17 protein-coding genes are annotated in these 21789 nt (G+C 67.9%); 10 read left to right on the plus strand and 7 right to left on the minus strand.

What is annotated here, in order from left to right:
- Positions 1 to 213: 213 nt before the first annotated feature.
- Entirely contained in the window at positions 214 to 5064 is a 4851-nt protein-coding gene (locus A5645_RS05360) for a cation-translocating P-type ATPase (protein WP_065128758.1), read from the minus strand.
- 85 nt (positions 5065 to 5149) lie between these two features.
- Positions 5150 to 6088, minus strand: coding sequence for a sigma-70 family RNA polymerase sigma factor (locus A5645_RS05365; RefSeq protein WP_065128940.1), 939 nt, complete (start codon positions 6086 to 6088; stop codon positions 5150 to 5152).
- 150 nt (positions 6089 to 6238) lie between these two features.
- Here A5645_RS05365 and A5645_RS05370 point away from each other — a divergent pair, with 150 nt between their 5' ends.
- Together A5645_RS05370 and A5645_RS05375 are read left to right on the plus strand one after the other, a co-directional pair.
- Positions 6239 to 6985 carry an SDR family NAD(P)-dependent oxidoreductase gene (locus A5645_RS05370; protein WP_065128941.1) on the plus strand — a complete coding sequence of 249 codons (747 nt, stop codon included), beginning with the start codon at positions 6239 to 6241 and terminating at the stop codon, positions 6983 to 6985.
- A 29-nt stretch (positions 6986 to 7014) separates the two neighbouring features.
- Entirely contained in the window at positions 7015 to 7749 is a 735-nt protein-coding gene (locus A5645_RS05375; RefSeq protein WP_065128760.1) for a DUF899 domain-containing protein, read from the plus strand.
- Between the two features lie 91 nt (positions 7750 to 7840).
- On the opposite strand, the gene A5645_RS26860 is transcribed toward A5645_RS05375, so the two are convergent.
- Positions 7841 to 8065 (minus strand): hypothetical protein, encoded by a 225-nt coding sequence (locus A5645_RS26860; RefSeq protein ID WP_080697031.1) that lies wholly within the window; start codon positions 8063 to 8065, stop codon positions 7841 to 7843.
- A gap of 87 nt (positions 8066 to 8152) precedes the next feature.
- Between A5645_RS26860 and A5645_RS05385 the strand changes: the two genes are divergently transcribed.
- Both A5645_RS05385 and A5645_RS05390 read left to right on the plus strand, forming a co-directional pair.
- Positions 8153 to 9004: a rhomboid family intramembrane serine protease gene (locus A5645_RS05385; protein ID WP_414467435.1), complete on the plus strand. Its 852-nt coding sequence runs from the start codon at positions 8153 to 8155 to the stop codon at positions 9002 to 9004.
- Positions 9005 to 9129: 125 nt separating this feature from the next.
- Complete coding sequence (locus A5645_RS05390; protein WP_065128766.1) at positions 9130 to 9591, plus strand: SRPBCC family protein; 462 nt, start codon at positions 9130 to 9132, stop codon at positions 9589 to 9591.
- Position 9592: 1 nt separating this feature from the next.
- Here A5645_RS05390 and A5645_RS05395 read toward each other — a convergent pair whose 3' ends face one another.
- Genes A5645_RS05395 through A5645_RS05410 form a run of 4 tightly spaced genes read right to left on the minus strand, consistent with a single transcriptional unit; the run spans position 9593 to position 14301 of the window.
- Positions 9593 to 10366, minus strand: coding sequence for an SDR family NAD(P)-dependent oxidoreductase (locus tag A5645_RS05395; protein ID WP_065128768.1), 774 nt, complete (start codon positions 10364 to 10366; stop codon positions 9593 to 9595).
- 1 nt (position 10367) lies between these two features.
- Entirely contained in the window at positions 10368 to 11960 is a 1593-nt protein-coding gene (locus A5645_RS05400; protein WP_065128769.1) for an AMP-binding protein, read from the minus strand.
- Complete coding sequence (locus tag A5645_RS05405; protein WP_065128771.1) at positions 11953 to 12702, minus strand: GntR family transcriptional regulator; 750 nt, start codon at positions 12700 to 12702, stop codon at positions 11953 to 11955. Before A5645_RS05405 ends, A5645_RS05400 begins: the two co-directional genes overlap by 8 nt.
- Positions 12703 to 12714: 12 nt before the next feature.
- The gene (locus A5645_RS05410) at positions 12715 to 14301 is read right to left on the minus strand and encodes an NHL repeat-containing protein (RefSeq protein WP_253866854.1); all 1587 of its coding nucleotides are present in this window, start codon (positions 14299 to 14301) and stop codon (positions 12715 to 12717) included.
- A 135-nt stretch (positions 14302 to 14436) separates the two neighbouring features.
- Between A5645_RS05410 and A5645_RS05415 the strand changes: the two genes are divergently transcribed.
- Genes A5645_RS05415 through A5645_RS05440 form a run of 6 tightly spaced genes read left to right on the plus strand, consistent with a single transcriptional unit; the run spans position 14437 to position 21788 of the window.
- Positions 14437 to 15321, plus strand: a complete 885-nt coding sequence (locus A5645_RS05415) for an SDR family NAD(P)-dependent oxidoreductase (protein ID WP_065037287.1) — start codon at positions 14437 to 14439, stop codon at positions 15319 to 15321.
- A complete protein-coding gene (locus A5645_RS05420; RefSeq protein WP_065037288.1) occupies positions 15314 to 16687 on the plus strand; it encodes an aromatic ring-hydroxylating oxygenase subunit alpha in 1374 nt (457 codons plus the stop codon). Before A5645_RS05415 ends, A5645_RS05420 begins: the two co-directional genes overlap by 8 nt.
- Entirely contained in the window at positions 16684 to 17862 is a 1179-nt protein-coding gene (locus A5645_RS05425; RefSeq protein ID WP_065037289.1) for an LLM class flavin-dependent oxidoreductase, read from the plus strand. Before A5645_RS05420 ends, A5645_RS05425 begins: the two co-directional genes overlap by 4 nt.
- On the plus strand, positions 17859 to 19700 hold the full coding sequence (locus A5645_RS05430) for a flavin-containing monooxygenase (RefSeq protein WP_065037290.1): 1842 nt from the start codon (positions 17859 to 17861) through the stop codon (positions 19698 to 19700). The genes A5645_RS05425 and A5645_RS05430 overlap by 4 nt, the downstream gene beginning before the upstream one ends.
- Positions 19697 to 20632, plus strand: coding sequence for an SDR family NAD(P)-dependent oxidoreductase (locus tag A5645_RS05435; protein WP_065128773.1), 936 nt, complete (start codon positions 19697 to 19699; stop codon positions 20630 to 20632). Before A5645_RS05430 ends, A5645_RS05435 begins: the two co-directional genes overlap by 4 nt.
- Positions 20625 to 21788, plus strand: coding sequence for a CaiB/BaiF CoA transferase family protein (locus A5645_RS05440; RefSeq protein ID WP_065128774.1), 1164 nt, complete (start codon positions 20625 to 20627; stop codon positions 21786 to 21788). Before A5645_RS05435 ends, A5645_RS05440 begins: the two co-directional genes overlap by 8 nt.
- The last annotated feature ends 1 nt before the right edge of the window (position 21789 follow it).

The raw sequence follows: 21789 nt of genomic DNA on the forward strand, positions 1-21789 counted from the left end.
CCACCGCATGCCCGGGCACGCGCAACTTACGCACCACCCGCTGCATACCCTCGATGATCGACAGCAACTCACTCGTATCACAGGCGTCAAAATCCAACGCCCCCAAGCGATCCGCAAACGCCTCAAGCCCGCCGAGAAACTCGACGATCTCTTGCGGCGTGCTCGCTGACATACCCCTATCGTAGGGAGGGGCACTGACAACCCGGCCCAAAGCTATTGGGCCGCTGAGCCTTCCTCCGGTTCGGGTGTCACCGCGCCGACCGCCTTCGACAGCCATTGCGGTGCGAGCACCGAGACGGCGGTGGTGCCGGCGGTCGCGCCGATGACACCAGTCCAGGCGACCGGGCCCAGTGGCGTGCAACCGAAGAACTGGCTCAGCACGGGTGTTTGGATGATGCCGACCAGCACTCCGGCACTGCCCAACGCCGTGGCCACCACCAGCGGGCTGTGCCGGCGGGTCAGCAGCGTCTGGGCCAGCTGCGTGGTCACCAGCGCGGTCAGACCCATTGTGGCCGTTCGCCGTTCGGTGCCGGGAGTCCACCGTCCGATGGCCCACGCGGTGGTGGCGCCGGCGGCGGTGACGACCCCGCGGCTCACGATGTCGCGCATCAGCGAATCGCCGAGCGACGGTTTGGGCTGGGTGAGCACCTCGAGCTGACGGGTCAGGCGCGCGTCGTCGACCTGGTCCTCGGTGAGCCCCTCGTCCTCCTCGGGGTCGTCGTACTGCGAGGTGACCGCCACCGCCAGCGCCGGGAACATGTCGGTGAGCAGGTTGACCAGCAGCAACTGGCGGGTTCCGATCGGCGCACGGCCCTGGCCGAATGCCGTGCCGAGGATGGTGAACAGCACCTCACCCACATTCCCACCGACCAGGATGGTGACCGCGTCGCGCACGCCGGCCCACATGTTGCGACCCTCGACCAGCGCGTCCACCAGCACACCGAGGTCGTCGTCGGTCAGCACGATGTCGGCGGCGCTACGGGCGGCCGAGGAGCCGCGGCCACTGACCCCGATGCCAACGTCGGCCATCCGGATCGCGGCGGCGTCGTTGGCGCCGTCACCCACCATCGCGGTGACCCGGCCGCAGCGCTGCAGCGCCCCCACGATCTGCACCTTCTGCTCCGGGCTGACCCGGGCGAAGACCTGTACGTCGGCGGCGAGCTTGGCGTGCCCCTCCTCGTCGAGGCTGGCGAGCTCGGCCCCGGTCACCACGCGGACGTCCTCGGGCAGGCCCAGTTGCCGTGCGATGGCCCGTGCGGTGATGGGGTGGTCACCGGTGATCAGCACGACGTTGCGCTCGGCCGCCAACAGCGCCTCGATCAGCGGTCTGGCCGACTCCCGCGCGGTGTCGGCCAGGCCGACGTATCCCAGCAGTTCCAGATCATGGGCCTCGGCGTCGACGGCATCAGCGTCAGTCTCCTCTTCCTGGCTGGTCCCGTTCGCCCACGGGCGCTGCGCCACCGCCAGCACCCGCAGGCCTTGCTCGGCCAGGCTGCGTACCAGCGAATCCGCCTGGGCCTGATCGTATTCGGCATTGTCGAACCGGCAACGCGGCAGGATCACTTCGGGTGCGCCCTTGACCATCAGCATCGGTGCCGAGTCACTGGCGGTGCCAATGCCGATCGAGGCGGCGTAGCCGCGGCTCGATTCGAAGGGCACCTCGGCCAGGATCGTCCAGTCCCCGTTCTCGTGCCCGTTCAGCGACAGGGACGCGTTGATGATCGCTTCATCGGTGGCGTGCGCGTGACCCTCACCGTCCTGCGGCTGCGTCGACGCGCGCGCCGCGGCCCGCAGCACGTCGGCGTAGCTCTGATCGGTTGGCTCAGGGAACGGATCCTGCGGTGCCGAACCGCTCGGCACGGCGCGCACCACCCGCAACCGGTTTTCGGTGAGCGTGCCGGTCTTGTCGAAACATATGGTGTCGACCCGGCCCAAAGCCTCGATGGTGCGCGGCGAGCGCACCAGCACCCCGCGCGCGGTCAGCCGCTGCGCGGCGGCCAGTTGGGACAGGGTGGCCACCAACGGCAAGCCTTCCGGCACCGCGGCCACCGCAATCGCGACGCCGTCGGCCACCGCCTGACGCAGCGAGGCGCGCCGCAGCAACGCCAAACCGGTCACCGCAGCGCCGCCGGCCAGCGTGAGTGGCAGGACCTTGCTGGTCAGTTCCCGCAGCCGCGCCTGCACCCCGGCCGACGTCTCGACGTTGGCGACTGCCGAGATCGCGCGCTGCGCGGCGGTGCCGACCCCGGTGGCCACCACGATGGCGCGCGCACGTCCGGCGACGATGGTGCTGCCCTCGAACAGCATTGACGCCCGTTCCGGGTCGTTGACGGCGACGGGGTCGACCTGTTTGTCGACCGGCAGCGACTCGCCGGTCAGGAACGACTCGTCCACCTCGAGGTCCTCGGCCACCAGCAGGCGCGCATCGGCCGGCACCACTTCCGGTGCGGCCAGGTCGATGACATCGCCGGGCCGCAGCTTCTTGGCCGACACGGTGGCAGTGCGGGTGGCGTGCTGAGCGGCCTCCAGCCTCCGTCGCGTGGTCGCCACCGCCGGTACCACCACGCGACGCACCAGCTGGTCCTGCTCGGCGAACAACTCCGCGGCGGCGGCTTCGGCGCGCAGCCGCTGCACGCCGCCGGTCAGCGCGTTGACACCCATCACGCCGGCGACCAGCAGCGCGTCGACGTTGCTGCCGACGATCGCCGAGGCCGCGGCGCCGACCGCCAGGATCGGGGTCAGCGGGTCGCCGAGCTCGACCCGGGTGGCGGCCGCCAGCCGCGCCAGCATCTGAGCCGGCCCGCGCAGCGGCGCCACCAGCGGCTCGTAGGACAGGTCATCGAGGCGGCGCCGCCAGGTCGGGGTGGCGGACTCGACCGCCAGTGGGCGCTTGCCGCCGGCGAGGCGCGAGTACACGATCTCCGGATCCAGCGCATGCCAGGCGGTGAGCGGTTGCGGCGACGGGTCGGGTAGCCGCAGCACCCGGCTGGCCGACCAGAAGCCGGACAGCAGCGCCGTGGCCGCGGCGGCGTTGACCGGGTTCAGCCAGCGCCGCAGGGTTGCCGGGTTGCTGGTCCGGTTGTCCTCGCCGGTGACCAGTAGCAGGCCCGCCAGTGTGGTGCCGCCCTGCGCCAGGTGAACGCCTGATTCGCTGGCCGCGCGGGCCACCGGCAGCGCCGAGAGGATTCGCACCGCGGCGGCCAGGTCGGTCCCGGTGATGATGTCCGCGGTCCACGGCGTGGCCGCCCGCGGGTCATCGAGGGCAATGCCGACGTCGGCGATGGCCAATGCGGCCAGCGTGTCGGTCGACGCGAAGTCGCGGTGGAGCGCGGTGATCAGCAGCACCGGTCCGCGATCGGTGCGCAGGTCGCGCACCAGCTTGAGCAGTGGTGTTCCGGGCGGATGTGTGGAACCGACGCTGGCCGAGAGGTCTTCGGTGCCGGCCACATGCCGCAGCACCACCCTGGCGCCGGTGCGGTGCGCGGTCTGCAACAGCGGGATGGCGTAGGGGTCGACTTCCCACCCGACGTCGACCCGGCCCACCTGCCGGCCTTCGCAGACCAGTTCGGCGTGCTCCAGGCCCTGCGCGGGTGTCGCTGAAGATCCTTGCGCGCGTTGCCATTTCAACCGCGCCCCGGTGGCCGGCAGCTCGTCGGGATCGGGTTCGGGCGCCTCTTCGCCGTGCAGCAAGGCGTCGGCGACCTCGTAGACGCGGTCGTCGTCCCAGCCGGTTTCCTCGCCCTGGGCGCGCAAGACCGCGCGATGGTCGCCGCGCAAGGCGGCGCCGTCGATGACGACCACCTTCACCCGGTCCAGCCGACGCAGCGCACCGGGGTCGAGCACCAGCAGTCCGGAATTGGCCAGCCCGCGGCCGAGGGTGGTGGCGAACGCCTGACGGCTGAGGTGGGCGGCCTTGGGCACGCCGGCCAGGATGGCCTCGGCGGCCTCGGCGGCGCCCCCACCGGCGAACAGTGCACCCGCCGCGGCTATTACCGAGCCGCTGGCGGCCTGCGTCACGTAGTCCTCCACCGGGCCGTGCATCGAGCCCTTTTCGGTGTCGATGGCGGAGTCGATCGCGCCGTCGACCACCACGTGCGAGGCTTCACCGGCCGCGGCCGCCGCCCAATTGTGGCGGGGCACTTGAGATTCGGCTCCCGCCGAGGACAGGATCGGGACCACCGGCGCCTGCGGCCGGGTGGGGGAGGCCAGTTCGGGTTCGCGTTCCCGCCACCGCTGGCGGTGCGCCGCCGCCTCGGAGAGCTGCAGGCCCCGCTGCAGCAGGTCCAACACCGGCGTTCCCACCGACTGGCTCAGCCCGTAGGCCAGCGCCGTCGATCCGCTGAGCGCGATGTCGGTGCCGACGCGACCGAGCCGGGACTCCAGCACCGCTACGACACGGGGTTGGTAATTGATCAGCGCCGCCGCGGCGCGGGCACTGCGCGGTGCCACCGGCAGCCGCGTGAACCAACCTGTCACCGCGGCGCCCACGGCGACGACATCCATCGCGGCAGCGGTCAGCGGCACCAGGATCGCCAGCGGATTGCCTGGATCGGCGAATGGGGCGGCCTGCGGCGCCACGACATCGCCCGAGTCGCTGAGGTCGGCAGCCACCGCCGAGGCGGTGTCGCGCACCTCGTCCAGGACGGCGTCCGCGTCTGCGGCAGCGGCGATTTCCAGGACCAGCCGGCCCAGCGCCCCTTCGACATGGGCCTCGGCGACGCCCGGAATCCGGCGGACCGGCTCTTCGATCACGGCGGCGTATTCGTGCCAACTGGGGAAGGGCAGCAATGGGTCGAGGTCCAGATGCACGCGTCGCCCGCTTTGCCAACGCACCGGCGGAGTGACGGGTTCGGGAGCGCCGTCGAGGGACCCGCCCAGCCCGATCGCGCGGCCGGTGGTGTGCGCCACCGCTTGGGCCACCGGTCCGACCAGTTCCGTCATCGGGCTGGTCAGCGATTGCATGACGCCGGCTGCGCCGGCGGCGGTCTGCACGCCGGCACGCACGACCTGTGTGGCCCCTCCGGTGAGAGTGCCGACGATGTCGGCCACACCCGGAATCTTCATCCGTCACCCTTCGACTGCATCTACCGCGCCAATCCTTCCGGTGCCGTCGAGACCTGTCCACACGGCCCGCGGAGTTGCTTCTGGGCTACCCCGTCAGTGGCAACCCGAAAGCGGGAAAGAGCGTCGGATCGAGAAAGACGGTCAGCGCGGCCAGCCCCGCACCGCCGCCCCGGCGAACAGAGGTGAGCACCTGGATGGAGTGGGCTGCCATGATGCTATCGGTGTTGCACCGGTATTCGGCGACGGCGGGCTGGCCGTTGGCGGCCGTCTGGACCATCACGATGTCGCCGGGCGGGGCGAGGGCACGAGTAGTCAGGAAGTTCAGCACTGCGTCTCGGCCACTGAACCACATTGGCATCGGCGGCATTTCGAGCCTGACATCGTGCTGCAGCAAATCAGCCAGGGCGGCCATGTCCGCATTTTCAAAAGCCGCGCAGTAACGGTCGAGCAGTTTTCTGCGCGCGTCGTCATCGGGTTCGGCGGGTCGGTCCTGGTCGGCGGACACCTCGGCGAGGCGGGCGCGGGCCCGCTGCAAGGAACTGTTGACGGCCGCCGGTGTCGTCTCGAGGAGTTCGGCTACTTCGGCGGCGCTGAATTGGACGACCTCGCGCAGCACCAACACGGCGCGTTGCCGTGCCGGCAGTTCCTGCAGCGCCGTCATCACCGCTAGCCGGACGGTTTCGCGGGCGGCGACGATATCTTCCGGCGCTTTCGGTAGATAGGCGTCGGGGATGGGTTCGAGCCACTCATAAGCGGGGTCGGAGTCCGGGCCCACGCCGGCCGGCAACACCCGGCGGGCGCGGTTTTCCAAGGCGCGCAAACAGGCCGTCGTCGCGATCCGGTACAGCCAGGTGCGCAGCGCCGCGCGCTCCTCGAACGCCGAATAGCCGCGCCAGCCGCGCAGATAGGTCTCCTGCACCAGGTCCTCGGCGTCGTGCACCGACCCGAGCATCCGGTAGCAATGGGCAATCAGCTCGGCGCGATACGGCGCCGCGCGCTCCATGAACTCGTCCTGCTCCGGCACAGCCAACTCCTCGCGATTGCCCAACTAGATCGCCCTAATGGATAGATAACTCCTGCCGTCAAAAGTCATCGACCTGCGCGGCGATGAATCCTGGGGCCGCGACGTATCTGCATTGGGAGAACACCACCCGATACGGAAGTGAGCACCACCATGAACGAACTTGACGGCACCACGGCGATTGTGACCGGCGCCAGCCGCGGATTCGGCCGAGCCATCGCCGCGCAGCTGGCGGCGGCCGGCGCGCACGTCGTCGGCATCGCCCGTAACCGCGCTCATCTGGACCTGGTGCGCGAGGAACTGGGCGACAAATTCGAGGCGCTGGCAGCCGATGCCGCCGATCCGGCGGTGGCGGGCCGGGCCGTCGCGACGTATCGTCCCGGCACCATCGTGCTGGCTGCCGGGCTGGCGCCCCGGATGGCCGCCCTGACGGACCAGACCTGGGACACCTTCACCGAGAATTGGAATGTCGATGTCGCGCAGGCATTTCACTGGGTCCAAGCCGCGCTGCGACTTCCGCTCGCGCCGGGCAGCTCGGTGATCGCGATCTCCAGCGGCGCCGCGGTAAACGGGTCACCACTCAGCGGCGGCTATGCGGGCGCCAAGGCCACCGTCAGGTTCATCAGCGGCTACGCCGCGCAGGAATCGGCGCGCGCGGGGCTGGGCATCGACTTCGTCTCGTTGCTGCCGCGCCTGACCCCGGCGACCGATCTGGGCGCCAAGGCGGTGGCGGCCTACGCCGAGCGACAGGGTGTCGACATCGATGCCTATCTCGAGTCATTCGGGCCGATACTGACTCCTGAGCAGGTCGGGCAGTCGGTGCGCGACATCCTCGGTAAGGGAGCAGGAGATCAGGACGCCTACCTGCTCAGTGCGGCAGGCTTGGCGCCTCTGCGATGAGACGGTCCAACGGAAGAATGAGGAGCACAATGAAGACACCGGAGATCGTGTCCCCGCAGGAATGGGCCGCCGCCCACGCGCGATTGTTGGTCAAGGAGAAGGAGCTGACCCGCGCTCGTGACGCGCTGGCCGCCGAGCGCCGGCGTATGCCGTGGCTGCCGGTGGACAGGGACTACGTGTTCGACGGGCCCGACGGCAGGGCCGCCCTGCTGGACCTGTTCGCCGGCCGGCGCCAACTGCTGGTGTACCGCGCCTTCTTCGGGCCGGACATCCACGGCTGGCCCGATCACGGTTGCCGAGGGTGCTCGATGATGGCCGACCACGTCGGCAATCTGGCCCACCTCAACGCCCGGGACACCACGCTGGTCTACGCCTCGCGCGCGCCGCAGCCGGACATCGAGCGCCTCAAGGCGCGGATGGGTTGGCAGATGCCGTGGTACACGATCACCGACGACTTCGACGCCGACTTCGGTGTGGACGAATGGCACGGCACCAATGCGTTCATCCGCGACGGCGATCGGGTGTTCCGTACCTACTTCGTCAACAACCGGGGCGACGAGGCGCTGGGCACCACCTGGAGCTTCCTGGACATGACCGCGCTGGGACGGCAGGAGGACTGGGAGGACTCCCCGGAGGGCTACCCCCAGACCAAGCCGTACGAGTGGTGGGACTGGCACGACGAGTACGGCCAACACGAGCCGTCCCGGTGGTTCGGTGAGCCGGATCCGAATGATCCCAACGATCAACGGCCACCGCGAAATTGATTGTGGAATAACGTGACGTGAATGACTGGTAGCCGTCCGAAACGGCTACTGACGGCAATATCCTCCCGGCAATGCCGGTCCGCGGAATTGCCTACAGAATTCGGTGGTGAGCCCTTCCGACGTGGTATCCGGTCGGAAAGGATTTTTCGATGACCTGCAGCTGGTGATCGACCCTGGACTCCAGCTCAAGGACCACACAACTGTCGCCGACAGTCTTGGACTCGAGAACTATGTAGCGTTGACCGCCATCGGTGATGGGGTCACCGGAGTGCAAATGTTCGACGGGCACCAATTCAGGGTTTCCGTGTGATTCCACCCGAATCACAGTAGGTCAACTCGGCGGGTGAGGGAATAGCCTCGCCAGCGGGTCACCCGCGGCGGCAAACTGGCGAGGCGGGCAAGATTGGGTGCGATGAGTACACCCGACGCACCGACCTGTTACCGGCATCCGGACCGTCAGACCTACGTTCGGTGCACCCGCTGCGAGCGTCCGATCTGCGGTGACTGCATGCGCAGCGCGGCTGTCGGGCATCAGTGCGTGGAGTGCGTCCAGGCGGGTGCCCGCACCATCCGGGAGAAGCGGACGCCGTTCGGGGGACGGGAACGGTCGGGCGCGCCGGTGGTCACGATCGCGCTGATCGTTGTCAACGTGCTGGCGTTCATTGCCGAAGTGGCGGTGCCCGACGTGCAGAAGCAGTTCACGCTGTGGCCGCCGGCCGTCGCGGACGGACAGTACTACCGGCTGGTGACGTCGGCGTTCCTCCACTACGGCGCGCCGCACCTGCTGCTGAACATGTGGGCGCTGTACGTGGTGGGTGCACCCTTGGAGCGATGGCTGGGCCGGCTGCGCTTCGCGGCGCTGTACGCGGTGAGTGGCCTGGGCGGGTCGGTGTTGGTGTATCTGCTCGCGCCGTTGAACACCGCCACCGCGGGCGCCTCGGGCGCGGTGTTCGGTCTCTTCGCGGCCCTGTTCGTGGCGGCCAAGCGGCTCACCCTCGACGTCCGGGGCGTGGTTGCTGTGATCGTGATCAATCTGGTGTTCACCTTCCTGGTGCCGGCGGTCAGTTCCCACGCGATCAGCTGGCAGGCGCACGTGGGCGGGCTGGTCGCCGGTGGGCTGCTGGCGGCGGCCTACGTGTATGCGCCGCGCAAGCAGCGGGACACCGTCCAGGCCGCGGCGACGGCGGCGGCGTTGACGTTGTTCGCTGTGCTGGTCTGGTGGCGCACGGGTCAGCTGCTGGCTCAGTTCGCCTAGGCCTCCCTTTCGCCCCGGGAGCCCCCCGCGAGCAGACGCAAAAGCGCCCCAAGAAGGCACTTTTTGGGTGCTTTTGCGTCTGCTCGCGCTATGGGGTGACCCCTCGGCGCAGTAGGTTGGCTGCAATGAGCTGGTGGACTGCCCGCGCCGAGCGGACGCTGAGCGAAGAGGTGCCCGCGGCGCCGGAGCGGGTGCGCGACTACTACGTCGACCTGGACAACATCAGGCTCGTGCACCCGCTGATCGTTTCGGTCGAAGTGCTTTCGCGCACCGAGACGGCCGACGGCTATCAGCAGAGCTACCGCGTGGTGGACCGGATCCCACTGGGGCCGGTCACCATGAGGGTGACGTACCTTGCGCGGCTGCATGTTCCGGCCCACGGCGACGTGCTGACCGAAGCCGACCAGTCACCGGGGGTGCGGCTGCGCGGGACGGTGAGCTTCCTACCGATCGAGGGCGGCACCCGCATCACCGAACGGATCCGGTTCGAAGCGCCCCGTCCGCTGGCCGCGATCACCGTCCGGGAGGCGGTCAAGGCGCACGCCAAGATGCTCTACGGCATCCGGCGGCATTTCGAATCACGCTGAGCTAACGGACGTTCCACTCCGAGTTCAGGGCCCGATCCGACAGGTACTTCGTGGAGCTCCAGCCGCCGTCGACGACGATGGTCTGCCCATTGATGAACGCGCCCCCGGGCGAGCACAGGAACGCCACCGTGCTGGCGACATCCTCGACGGTGCCCAGGCGTTGATGCGGGGTCATCTCGGTGTTGATGCGCCGGAATCGCTCGTCGGCCAGCCGGTGCTCGGTCATAGCTGTCTGGATGACCCCGGGAGCCACGGCGTTGCAACGGATTCCCTGCGCGCCGTACTGGCAGGCGATATGTGTGGTCATCGCGGTCAGCCCGCCTTTGGCGGCCGAGTAGGCACCGCCGCGCATGCCGCCGACGACGGCGAACGTCGAGGTGATGTTGACAATGGCCGATCCGGGCTGCAGATGCGGCAGCACTTCGCGGATAAGCCGGAACGGCGCGCGCAGCATCAATCCGAGGAAATGGTCCAGGGATTCGTCGTCGGTCTCGTGCAGCGGTCTGGGGCTACCCACGCCGGCGGTGTTGACCAGGAAGTCGATGCGGCCCCAACGGGCCAGGGCGGCCTCGGTGATCCGCTCGGGCGCCGCGTCGTCGGTGAGATCGGCGGCGTGGGTGGCCACCCGCTGCGGATCGCCGATCGCCTCGGCCAGCGTGTCGAGCTTGGCTTGGTCGCGCCCGGTGGCGAAAACCGCGATACCGGACTCGGCAAGCTTTGCCGCGCAACCGGATCCGATGCCGCCGGTCGCCCCGGTCACAATCGCTACCTGCATGTCATTGCCCTGCCTTTTCCAGCGTCGCCTTGATCCGGTGCTTGAGCACCTTGCCGGCGTCGTTCTTCGGGAGGTCATCCCAGATGACCACCTGCTCGGGCGCTTTGAAGCGGGCAACGCCGGCGCTCTCCAGGAAGGCACGCAGCCCGGCGACATCGGGTGCCGCCGGGCCGGCCGCCACCACCACCGCGCACGCCCGCTCACCGGTACGGGCATCGGGCAGGCCGACCACGGCGACCTCGGCCACGTCGGGATGGTTCACCAGGACGTCCTCGATTTCCTTCGGTGAGATGTTCTCACCATTGCGGATGATGATGTCCTTGGCTCGCCCGGTGACGACGAGATAGTCACCGTCGACCCAGCGCGCCAGGTCGCCGGTGCGGAAGTAGCCTTCGGCGTCGAATGACCCGTCCTCGTCCTCCCGATGCAGGTAGCCGACCAGCATTTGGGGTCCGCGCACCCGGATCTCACCGTCGACCAGCTTGACCGCGGCCACACCAACGCGTCCGTCGGTATCGCAGGCGTGCTCGCGGTGCCCCGGGGAGCCGATCGTCGTCACCGGCACCTCGGTGGAGCCGTACACGCGCGTCACCACGGCCGACTCGAAATACGCTGCCGCGGAACGTATCAGCGACGGCGATACGGAGGCGCCGCCGCAAATGAACACCTTCAGATCCGGCAATCGGGTACCGGCACGCTGTGCCGCCGCCAGCAGTTGCGTCAGGAACGGTGTCGCGCCGGCCATGTGGGTGCAGTGTTCGGCCGTCATCAGGCGGACCGCCTCGTCCGCGTTCCAGCGCTCCATCAACACCGCGGTGGCGGAGAGCAGGTAAGGCGCCTCGAAAGCGTAGATGGAACCGCCGATGTGAGCTATCGGTGAGGCGACCAGGAACGAGTCGCCCGGCTCGGCCAGCCAATGCCGGTGAATCTGGCGCAGCAGCGCATAGATCGAGTTATGGCTGTGCAGAACCCCTTTGGGCCGGCCCGTGGTACCCGAGGTGTAGAGGATCATGCGCACCGCATCGGGATCGAGCGTGGGCAGCGGTAGGGACACTCCGCCGTTGTCGCTGACCGCCTCGAACGGGGTCTGGCCCGGCTCGCAATCTCCCCGCAGCACAATCACTTCTGGTGGCGACTCCAATTGCGCGGTGACCCGGCTCAGCATCGCGGGATAGTCGTACCCGCCGAAGCCGGCGGGAACGAAGATGATTCGGCTGTCGGCATCCTCCAGGATGAACCGCAGTTCCCGGTCGCGCAGCGACGGCAGGATCGGATTGGCCACCATGCCGGCCAGCGTGGTCGCCAGATAGATGACCGCGGCCTCGTGCCAGTTGGGCAGCATGAACGACACCACGCTGCTCGGCGGGACACGCTGCTGCAACGCGTGGGCCAACGCGGTGGCCCGCCGGTGCAGGTCGGCGCAGGTGATCCGAATATCGCCGTCGATCAACGCAATCCGGGCCGGGGTGTCCCGCGCGGCCGCATCGACGGCGTCGGCCAGCGTGGTCTGGGTCCACCAGCCGTGCGCGTAAGCCTCGGCGGCGCGCTCGTCGTCCCAACGAACCGATCGCCCGGCCTTGAGCCTCCTAGCCACGCACTCGTCGCATCGTCATCGAATGCCGGAACCGCGACGCCGGGTGGGTGTTGATCGTCACCTGGGCAACCTGGCCGTCGGAAGCCCGGTAGGTGCGTTGCACCTGCAGCGCCGGCGTGCCCGGGTCGGCGTCGAGACCAGCGGACAGTTCGCGCGTCAGCAGCACGGCGACGATCTCCTGGTGCACCTCAACGATATTGAGCCCGAACAGGTCCTCGATCAACGGGAAGATGGGGCCCTGGTGGCGCTGCAGCAACCTGCCCACCGCCGCGAATGCGCGGTTGATGTAGTACTCGGTGCGGCACAGCGCGGGGCCGGTGTCCTCGACGCCGTCGGTCTGCCGGAAGCCCCGCACCGTCAGCCACTGGTCACCGATCCCCAGACCGGTGCGCGCGGCAAGTTCGTCGTCGATGGTGACCATCGCGACCGATTCGATCGCGAACCTGGTACCGGTCGCGAACTCCAGCAGGTCGTTGATCGACATGACGTGCTGGACGTAGGAGTCCGCCGACGGCCGCGGCACCACCAGGGTGCCGGCACGCGGACGCGACGACACCAGATTGTCGTCGCGCAACCGTCGCAGTGCCTCCCGGACCGTGTAGCGGCTGACCGCGAATCGTTCGCATAACTCGTGTTCGGTGGGCAGCTGGGACCCCACCGGGTAGACCCCGTCGACGATCTCCTTGCGCAGCGTGCGCGCCACTTGCAGGTAGCGGTGGTCGGCGACCTTGGTATCGGACAACGCGGTGGCCCTTCAGAATTCCCGGTGCAGGGCCAAGACGCTGCCGTCGGCATCGGCCGAGACGTACAGGGTGCCGTCGGGTCCGGCGGCGATGCCGGCGAACGGTCCCTGCGGTCCGGAGAAGGGCGGCATGCCCCGCAGCGGTTTGGGGCTGACACCGGGCGGGGCGCCGACCGGCAGGTCGGTGGCGATGGTGCGCCGGGCGCCGCCGGTCAGGTCGACGGAGACGAGTTCCTTTGCGCCCGCGTCGACTACGTAGACCCGGCCGTCGAGCACCAGCAGACCCTGGGGTCGTTGCAGTCCCTCGATCAGCGGGGCGTTGTCGCCGACCCGCACCACGCGTCCGGCGCCGGCCTCGGAGACCAGGATCGTCCCGCCGGGTGCGACCGCCACTCCGATCGGCTCGGCCAGTCCCGTCGCCAACACTTCGACACCACCGGCGCCGATGCCCAGCACCCGCCCGGCGCCCAGTTCGGCCACCACGAAACTGTTCGGGCCGGCCACCGCCACCCCGTAGAGTTGGTCGAATCCCGTTGCCAGGAAATCGCTTTCGCTCGCCGCGGGCCGGTAGCGGGCTACCTCACCGTTGGAGGTCGTGACGACGAATTCGCCCGGCCCGGTGCTGGCCACCCCGCGCAGGAAGCCCGGGTAGCCGGGACTGAACAGCATGCCGGCGGGACGCAGAGTGCCATCGGCACCCAGCACGTAGAAGTAGGTGCCGTCCGCGACGTAGAGGTTGCCGTCGGCGGCCACAGTCAGGTCCAGCGGCCAGTTCAGCCCACCGGGCAGCACCGGCCGGGTGCTGCCGTCGCTGAGGATCTCGGTGATCTCGCCGGTGAAGTTGGACACGAACAGCCGCTCGCCGACGAAGGTCAGGTTGTCCAGCCCCGGGTTCAGATTGGCCAGCACGCTGCGCGCGCCGCTGCGCGGATCGATGCGCAGTACCTGACCGCTGTGTACCTGCGTCGAGACGATCTGGCCCGCGGCGTCGAACTTCACCGCGTCGGGGACCCCGAGATCAGCGGCAACGCATTCCGGTTCGCCGCCCTCGGGGTCGATGCGCCAGATCTCGTTGGCGCCCATCACCGGGAAGTACAGCAGCCCGTCGGAACCCACCTCCATCGCGTTCGGCGACGGGACCTCGTCCAGCAGCACGCGGGGTGCGCCGCCGTTGCGGTCGAGCTCGAGCAGGCGACCGCCCGCGCGGCATTCTCCGATGAACAGCCGGCCCCGGTGCACCGTGATGCCGTTGGCCGAGGGGACGTCGTCACGCAGCACGCGGGTGCGGCCGGCGGGGTCGCGCACGCTGACCCGCCCGTCCATCACCTCGGTCGCATAGAGGTTGCCCGCCGCGTCGAAGGCCACGTCGTCGGGCGCGATGATCTCGCCGCCCTTGGCGCTGACCGTGTCGAGTCGGCCGGTCTGAAGGTCCAGCGCACTGATCTGGCTGCCCGTCACCTGTGCGATGTACACCCGCCCGTCCGGGCCGGTACGCAGGCCGTTCGCCCCGAACAGCCGGCTGGGCTCGGTGAGGCGGGTCAGGGTCCAGCCTTCGGCGACGCCCGGGGGCCGTGCGGCGCGATAGCGAGCAGCCTCCACCGCTCGGACGATAGCAACCCTGCTTTGTCCAGACAATAGCCTTGCCGAAAGCGTCGGCGGCCTTGACGTGCAGCCAGCCGGTGGAGAATCATGCTCTCTAATGAATGCACGTCATTATCTTGTCCGGACAAATAGGTGACACGCGATTTCTTGGGACTGGCCGGGCGGGTCGTGGTGGTCGCCGGGGCCGCCGGGGGCGGGATTGGCACCACCGTCACGCGGACGGTGGCCGAGGCGGGGGCGACAGTGGTCGCGGTGAGCCGGGGCAAGGACAATCTCGACGAACACGTGGGCCCGCTGATCGCCGACGGCCTGCCGGTGGTGCCGGTGGCGGCCGACGTGTCCACTGACGACGGCGTCAGCGCGGCCCTCGAGGCGGCATGCCGCGCCGACGGCGAGTTGTACGGCCTGGTCAATGTCGCGGGCGGGGCGGACCCATCGACATGGATGCCGTCGACCCGGGTGACGCGCAGTGACTGGCGCGACCTGTTCAGCCGCAACCTCGAGACGATGTTCTTCATGAGCCAGGCGGTGGCGGCGGAATTGAAGCGTCGCAAACGGCCCGGCTCGATCGTGTCGATCTCCTCGATCAGCGGAATGAACACCGCGCCGTTCCACGTCGCCTACGGCACCGCCAAAGCCGCGATCGTGGCGGTCACCCGCACCATGGCCGCGGAGTTGGCATGCGACGACGGGGGTGCCATCCGGGTGAACGCCGTGGCTCCCGGCGTCACCGAGACACCGGCGTCGCGCACCTATACCGACGATGATCCCGAGCGTGACCGTCGTGCCATCGCGATGGGACGGCGCGGACGGCCCGACGAGGTGGCCGGCGCGATCCTGTTCCTGCTGTCGGACCTGTCGACCTACATCACCGGCCAGACATTGCTGGTGGACGGCGGTCTGAATCTGAAGTGGGGACACCTGGGGGCCGACAACACGTCGTTGTTCTTGAAGGACGAGTCCTTCCGCGCCGCGATACAGCGTTGGGAGCAGCAGGAGGAAGAAACCGGTGACTGACGATTTGACCGCCCCGGTGACGATCGGGGTCGAGGCCTACATCTCCGAGGAGTACGCCCGTGCCGAACGGGACAGGTTGTGGCGCAAGGTGTGGCAGCAGGTCGGGCGCGTCGAAGACCTACCCAAGGTGGGCAGCTATCTCACCTACGAGATTCTCGACGACTCAATCCTGGTTGTGCGCACCGGTTCCGACACCTTCGCGGCGCACCACAACGTCTGTGTGCACCGCGGCCGACGTCTGGTGGACACCCCCGTCGGCGCCAAAAGCGCTTGCGGGCACAAGAAGTCGTTCGTCTGCGGATTCCACGGCTGGACCTACGACCACGACGGCAATTGCATCCACATTCCCGAACGGGCGGACTGGCAGGGTGCGCTGACGCCGGAGAACACCCACCTGACCGGCGTGCAGGTGGACACCTGGGGCGGCTGGATCTGGATCAACATGGACCCCGCCGCGGAGCCGTTGCGCGACTACCTGGAACCCGCGGCCACCATGCTCGACCCGTTCAACCTGGCAGACATGCGCTGCAAGTGGCGCAAATGGCTGCATTTCCAGTGCAATTGGAAGGTTGCGATGGAGGCCTTCAACGAGACCTACCACGTCGCGACCACGCATCCGCAGTTCAACAAGTTCGGCAACTTCCGCGGCTGGGCCGCCGCCCACGGCAAACACAGCAACATCGGCTACGACGCGCCAAAGGACCTCGCCGAGACCAAGTCGAAGATCCGGCTCGGCACCGGGGCCGACGCGCGGGTGTCGACCGCCGAGATGCAGCTCTACACCTTGGAGGAGACCAACGCCACCACCACCCGGACGCTGGTGGATGCCGCGCTGCGGCTGGTCGACGAACTGCCCGAGGACGCGCCCGCGGACCAGGTGCTCAGTCATTGGCTCAGCGCGGCGCGCCGGGATGACGAAGCGCGCGGGGTGATCTGGCCGACCATCGACCCCGAGCACCTGGCCAACAGCGGGACGGCGTGGCAGATCTTCCCGAACTTCCAGATCGGGCAGGGCCTGACAACCGCGCTGTGCTACAGCGCCCGCCCGCACGGCTACAACCCGGACCAGTGCATCTTCGAAGCATCATGCTACGAGCTGTACCCGAAAGGTGAAGAACCGCAGACGGAGTGGGTGTACGCACCGCCCGATGACCCGAACTGGCGCAGTGTGCTGCCGCAGGACTTCTCCAACATGGCCGCTGTTCAGCAAGGGATGAAATCGCTGGGTTTCCGCGGGCCCAAGCCCAACCCCTACATGGAGCGCAGCACCGCGAACCTGCACCGCAATCTTGCCGAGTACATGGGGACGGGAGCCCCGCGGCAACTGGCTTCCGAATTGGAAAGAGATACGGAGACGCAACAATGAAGGTCAATCTTGGGTTCGGAGCACACAACTCCAAGGACTGGGACCGGGTGCTGGCCGAGGACTTCAGCCGGCCGCCCGCGACACCGGACTGGGAGTGCGTGCAGGGCACGCTGGCGATCGCCGACCTGGCCGAACCGCTGGGGTTCGACGGCGTGTGGATGCCCGAGCACTGCGGGACGCCGTATGGCATGACGCCCAACCCGATTCAGGCGTTGAGCTACTTCGCCGGGCGCACCGAACGGATCAGCCTGGGCACCTTTGTGGTGGTCGCACCCTGGTGGCACCCGGTCCGGCTGGCGCACCAGATCGCCTATCTCGACATCCTTTCCAACGGCCGCTACGACACCATCGGGATCGGCCGGGGCGTGTCGAAGGGCGAATTCGACGCGGTCGGCGTCCCGCGCGAGGAGAGCCGGCAACGGTTCAACGAGACCCTGGACATCCTGCAGCTGGCGTTCTCCGGCGAACGGTTCTCCTACGACGGCGAGATTTTCAAGGTGCCGGAAATGTCGCTGCGTCCCGAACCGCGCAGCAACGACCTGTTCTCCCGCATCTACAGCTCGTCGTCCACGGCGGAGTCGCTCGAGATCCTGTCCCGCCGCGGCATGGTGCCACTTTTCGTGGGCAACAAGCCCATCGAGGATGCCGGCCGGGAAGTGCAGAAGGTCAACACCTTCCGCCAGGAGGAAGGCCTACCGCCGTGCCAGCCGAAGAACGTCATGTTCATGTACTGCACGGCCGACCCGGAGGACGCGGCCAGGTCCGAAGAGTGGATCTGGACGGCGAACCGCGACGTCACGGTCCACTATGGCTTCGCTGACGCCTCGAACTTCAAAGGCGTCAAGGGATATGAGGCCTATGCGGCCCGGGAGGCCACGGCGACCGCGGTTTTGGCGTCCTCAGTCTCGGGAGATACCAAAGGGCCGTCGAAGACGCCGGGTTACCACGCTTCCAATCTGCTGATCGGCACACCGGAGGAAATCTTCACCCGTATCAAAGCGGCCCAGGAGGCCTGCTCGTTCTGTGAGCTGACGATCGTCCCCCAGTTCGGCACCATGCCCTACGAGGATGCGATGGCCAGCACGCGACTGTTCGCCAACGAGGTGTTGCCGGCCGTGCAGAAAATGGACGCGCCGCTGCATCCCGCCGCTCTTCCGGAGAACGCCCTGGCATGACTGGAATTTCCGACTGCCCCCCGACGACGACGCCGGACGACATCGACATCGAGGCGCTGCGGGAGAAGTACCGTCTGGAACGCGAGAAGCGACTGCGCCCAGAGGGTTCCAAGCAGTACATCGAACTCTCCGACGAATTCGCGGACTACTACGAGACTGACCCCCACTCGCCGCCGCTGATCCGGGAGCCGATTTCGGCGGACATCGACGTCGCGGTGCTCGGCGGTGGCTTCGGCGGTCTGCTGTGTGCCGCCTACCTGAAGAAGGCAGGCGTCGAGGACGTCCGGATCATCGAGCTGGGTGGCGACTTCGGCGGGGTGTGGTACTGGAACCGCTATCCCGGGCTGCAGTGCGACAACGAATCGTATTGCTACATACCGTTGCTGGAAGAGCTCAACTACATACCGAGCAAGAAGTTCGCCGACGGGACCGAGATCTACGAACACTGCCGCCGGATCGGGAAGCACTACGGCCTTTACGATTCCGCGATCTTCTCGACCCAGGTGCGGGCCCTGCACTGGAACGACGAGACCAAGCGGTGGCGGGTCAGCACCAACCGGGACGACGACATCCGGGCCCGGTTCGTGGTGATGGCATCCGGCCCGTTCCACCGGCCGAAGCTGCCGGGTATCCCGGACATCAAGAACTTCCGCGGGCACAGCTTCCACTCGTCGCGCTGGGACTACGCCTACACCGGAGGTGACAGCACCGGCGGGATGCACAAGCTGGCCGACAAGCGGGTCGCCGTGGTGGGCACCGGCGCAACAGCGGTCCAGATCGTGCCGTTCCTCGGCCGGGATGCCAAGCACCTCTACGTGTTCCAGCGCACACCGTCCTCGGTCGGAGCGCGCAATAACACGCCGACGGACCCCGTGTGGGCGAAGTCGCTGCAGCCGGGCTGGCAGAAAGAACGCCAACGCAATTTCCACTCCTGGACGTTCGAGGGCATGGCGCCCGGCCAGCCCGATTACGTGTGCGACTTCTGGACCGAACTCGGCCGTAACACCGCGGCACGCGTTCTCGAGCTCGACGATCCCGCGTCGATGACCCCCGAGCAGTTCATGGCCATCAACGAGGAAGAGGACTACAAGCTGATGGAGCGGCTGCGGCGCCGCATCGAAAGCATCGTCGACGACCCCGCGACGGCCGAGGCGCTCAAGCCCTACTACCGATTTTTGTGCAAGCGGCCGTGCACCAACGACGACTATCTGCCTACCTTCAACCGGCCGAACGTCACGCTGGTCGACGTGTCGTCAAGCAAGGGCATCGAGCGTGCCACCGAGAAGGGCCTGATCGCCAACGGCATTGAGTTCGAACTCGATTGCATCATCTACGCCAGTGGTTTCGAGATCTCGACCGAGATCAGCCGCCGGTACTCGATTGACGCGATCGAGGGCCGCGGTGGCCGTTCGCTTTTCGATTATTGGCACGACGGATACCAAACCCTGCACGGGATGACCAGCCGAGGCTTCCCCAACCAGTTCTATACCGGGTTCACCCAGGTCGGCATCTCCGCGAACATCGCCGCGAACTACGAGCTGCAGGGCGAGCACATCGCCTACATCATCGCCGAAGCCCTGCGCCGCGGGGCCGAGACCGTCGAGCCTTCGCAAGAAGCGCAAGACCAGTGGTGTAAAACCATCAGGGACACCGCGATCGACAACACTGCGTTCATCGGGGAGTGCACGCCGGGCTATTACAACAACGAGGGCGGCGGCGGAGGTGAAGGTATCCGGTTCTACCTGGGCGAACCCTACGGGCCGGGTTTCTACGCCTTCGGTGACCTGCTCGCCGAGTGGCGGGCCAAAGGCGATCTGGACGGGCTCGAATTGGAATGACCGAACGAAGATTCGACAACCGGGTCGCCGTGGTGACCGGCGCCGGCCGCGGGCTGGGCCGCGCCTACGCGCTGATGCTGGCGGCCCGGGGTGCCAGAGTGGTGGTCAACGACACCGGCAGCACGCTGACCGGAGATGGCGCGGATTCGGGTCCGGCGCACGAGGTTGTGGCCGAAATAGCGGCGGGCGGAGGAGAAGCCGTCGCCTGTGCCGAATCGGTGACCACCTCGGCCGGGGGCCGCGCGATCATCGAGTCCGCCCTCGAGAATTTCGGGCGCCTCGACATCTTGATCCACAACGCCGGCACCGTGCGGCGCGCGTCGTTGAAGGAGATGAGCTATGCCGACTTCGACGCCGTGCTCGATGTGCACCTGCGCGGCGCGTTCCATGTGGTGCGACCGGCGTTTCCGGTCATGTGCGATGCCGGCTACGGCCGGATCGTCCTGACCTCGTCGATTGGCGGGCTGTACGGCAACCACGCGGTCGCCAACTACGCCGCGGCGAAGGCCGGACTGATGGGCCTGGCCAACGTGGTCGCCCTCGAAGGTGCCGCCGAAGGTGTGTTGTGCAATGTCATCGTGCCCTCGGCGGTGACCAGAATGGCTGAGGGACTGGATATTTCGGCGTATCCGCCGATGGGCACCGACCTGGTGGCGCCGGTGGTGGGCATGCTGGCGCATGAGTCCTGCCCAATCAACGGCGAGATGCTGATCGCCATCGCGGGCCGGGTCGCCAGGGCCGTCGTCGCCGAAAGCCCAGGGGTGCAGCGGTTGTCGTGGACGATCGAGGACGTCGCCGAACAGCTCTACGCCATCCGGGATCTGACGGCGCCGCTGGTCTTTCCGCCCGTCCCCAGCGGGCATGCCGACCACATCCGCTACAGCTTCGAGTCGGCGCAGTGGGCCGGCCGGGACAGCGCATCTCATGTCTAGCGCCGGGCCGCTGGCGGGCGTGCGCGTCGTCGACCTCACCGCGATGGTGATGGGGCCCTACTGCACCCAGATCATGGCCGATATGGGCGCCGACGTAGTCAAAATCGAGCCGCCGCAAGGTGATGACACGCGGTACATCTCGGTGGGGCCGGCCCCCGGAATGAGCGGGGTGTTCGTCAACGTCAATCGGGGCAAGCGGGGCATGGCCATCGACCTCAAGTCCGAAGCCGGCCGGACCGCGCTGCGCACGCTGATCGAACGGGCCGACGTGTTCATCCACTCCATGCGCGCCAAGGCGATCGCTCGGCTCGGATTCAGCTACACCGATGTCGCCGCCATCAATCCGGCCATCGTCTACACCAACTGCTACGGGTACGGCCGCCGCGGACCCAACCGCGACTTGCCCGCCTACGACGACACGATCCAAGCCGCGTGTGGGCTGCCCTCGGTGCAGGAGCAGCTGACCGGCGAGGCCAACTTCGTCGGAACTATATTGGCCGACAAGGTCGCCGGGCTCACCGCGCTGTACGCGACGATGATGGCGTTGTTCCATCGCGAGCGCACCGGCGAGGGGCAGGAAGTGGAGATCGGCATGTTCGAAGCGATGGCGTCGTTCATGCTCGTCGAGCACGCCAACGGCGCCATGTTCGAACCGCCCTTGGGGCCGGCGGTCTACCCGCGCACGGTGGCGCCCAATCGACGACCGTACCGCACCAGCGACGGCTACATCGCCGCGCTGATCTACAACGACAAGCATTGGGCCGCATTCATCGACGCCGTCCAGCCGCCTTGGACCACTGACCTGTACGCCACGCTCGAGGGCAGGGCCCGCCAGATAGACACCGTTTACTCGCTACTGGCCGAGACCTTCGCCCAGCGCACCACCGATGAATGGCTGAAGCTCCTGCGCGAGCTGGAAATTCCGGCCTCGCCGATCTCCAGTCCGGCCGCGCTGTTCGACGATGAGCAACTCGACGCCGTCGGATTCTTCGAGACGGTCGACAGCCCGCACGGCCCGGTGCGGTTCCCGGGCGTGCCGACCTGGTTCTCCCGCACCCCGGGCCGCGTGGCGGGCCCGGCTCCCGAACTCGGCGCGCACACCGACGAGGTGCTCGACGAATTGGGATTGCGCTCCGCCGAAGCAAATCCCGCCTGAG

The organism is Mycobacterium asiaticum (assembly GCF_001673635.1).
Lineage (GTDB): Bacteria > Actinomycetota > Actinomycetes > Mycobacteriales > Mycobacteriaceae > Mycobacterium > Mycobacterium asiaticum_C.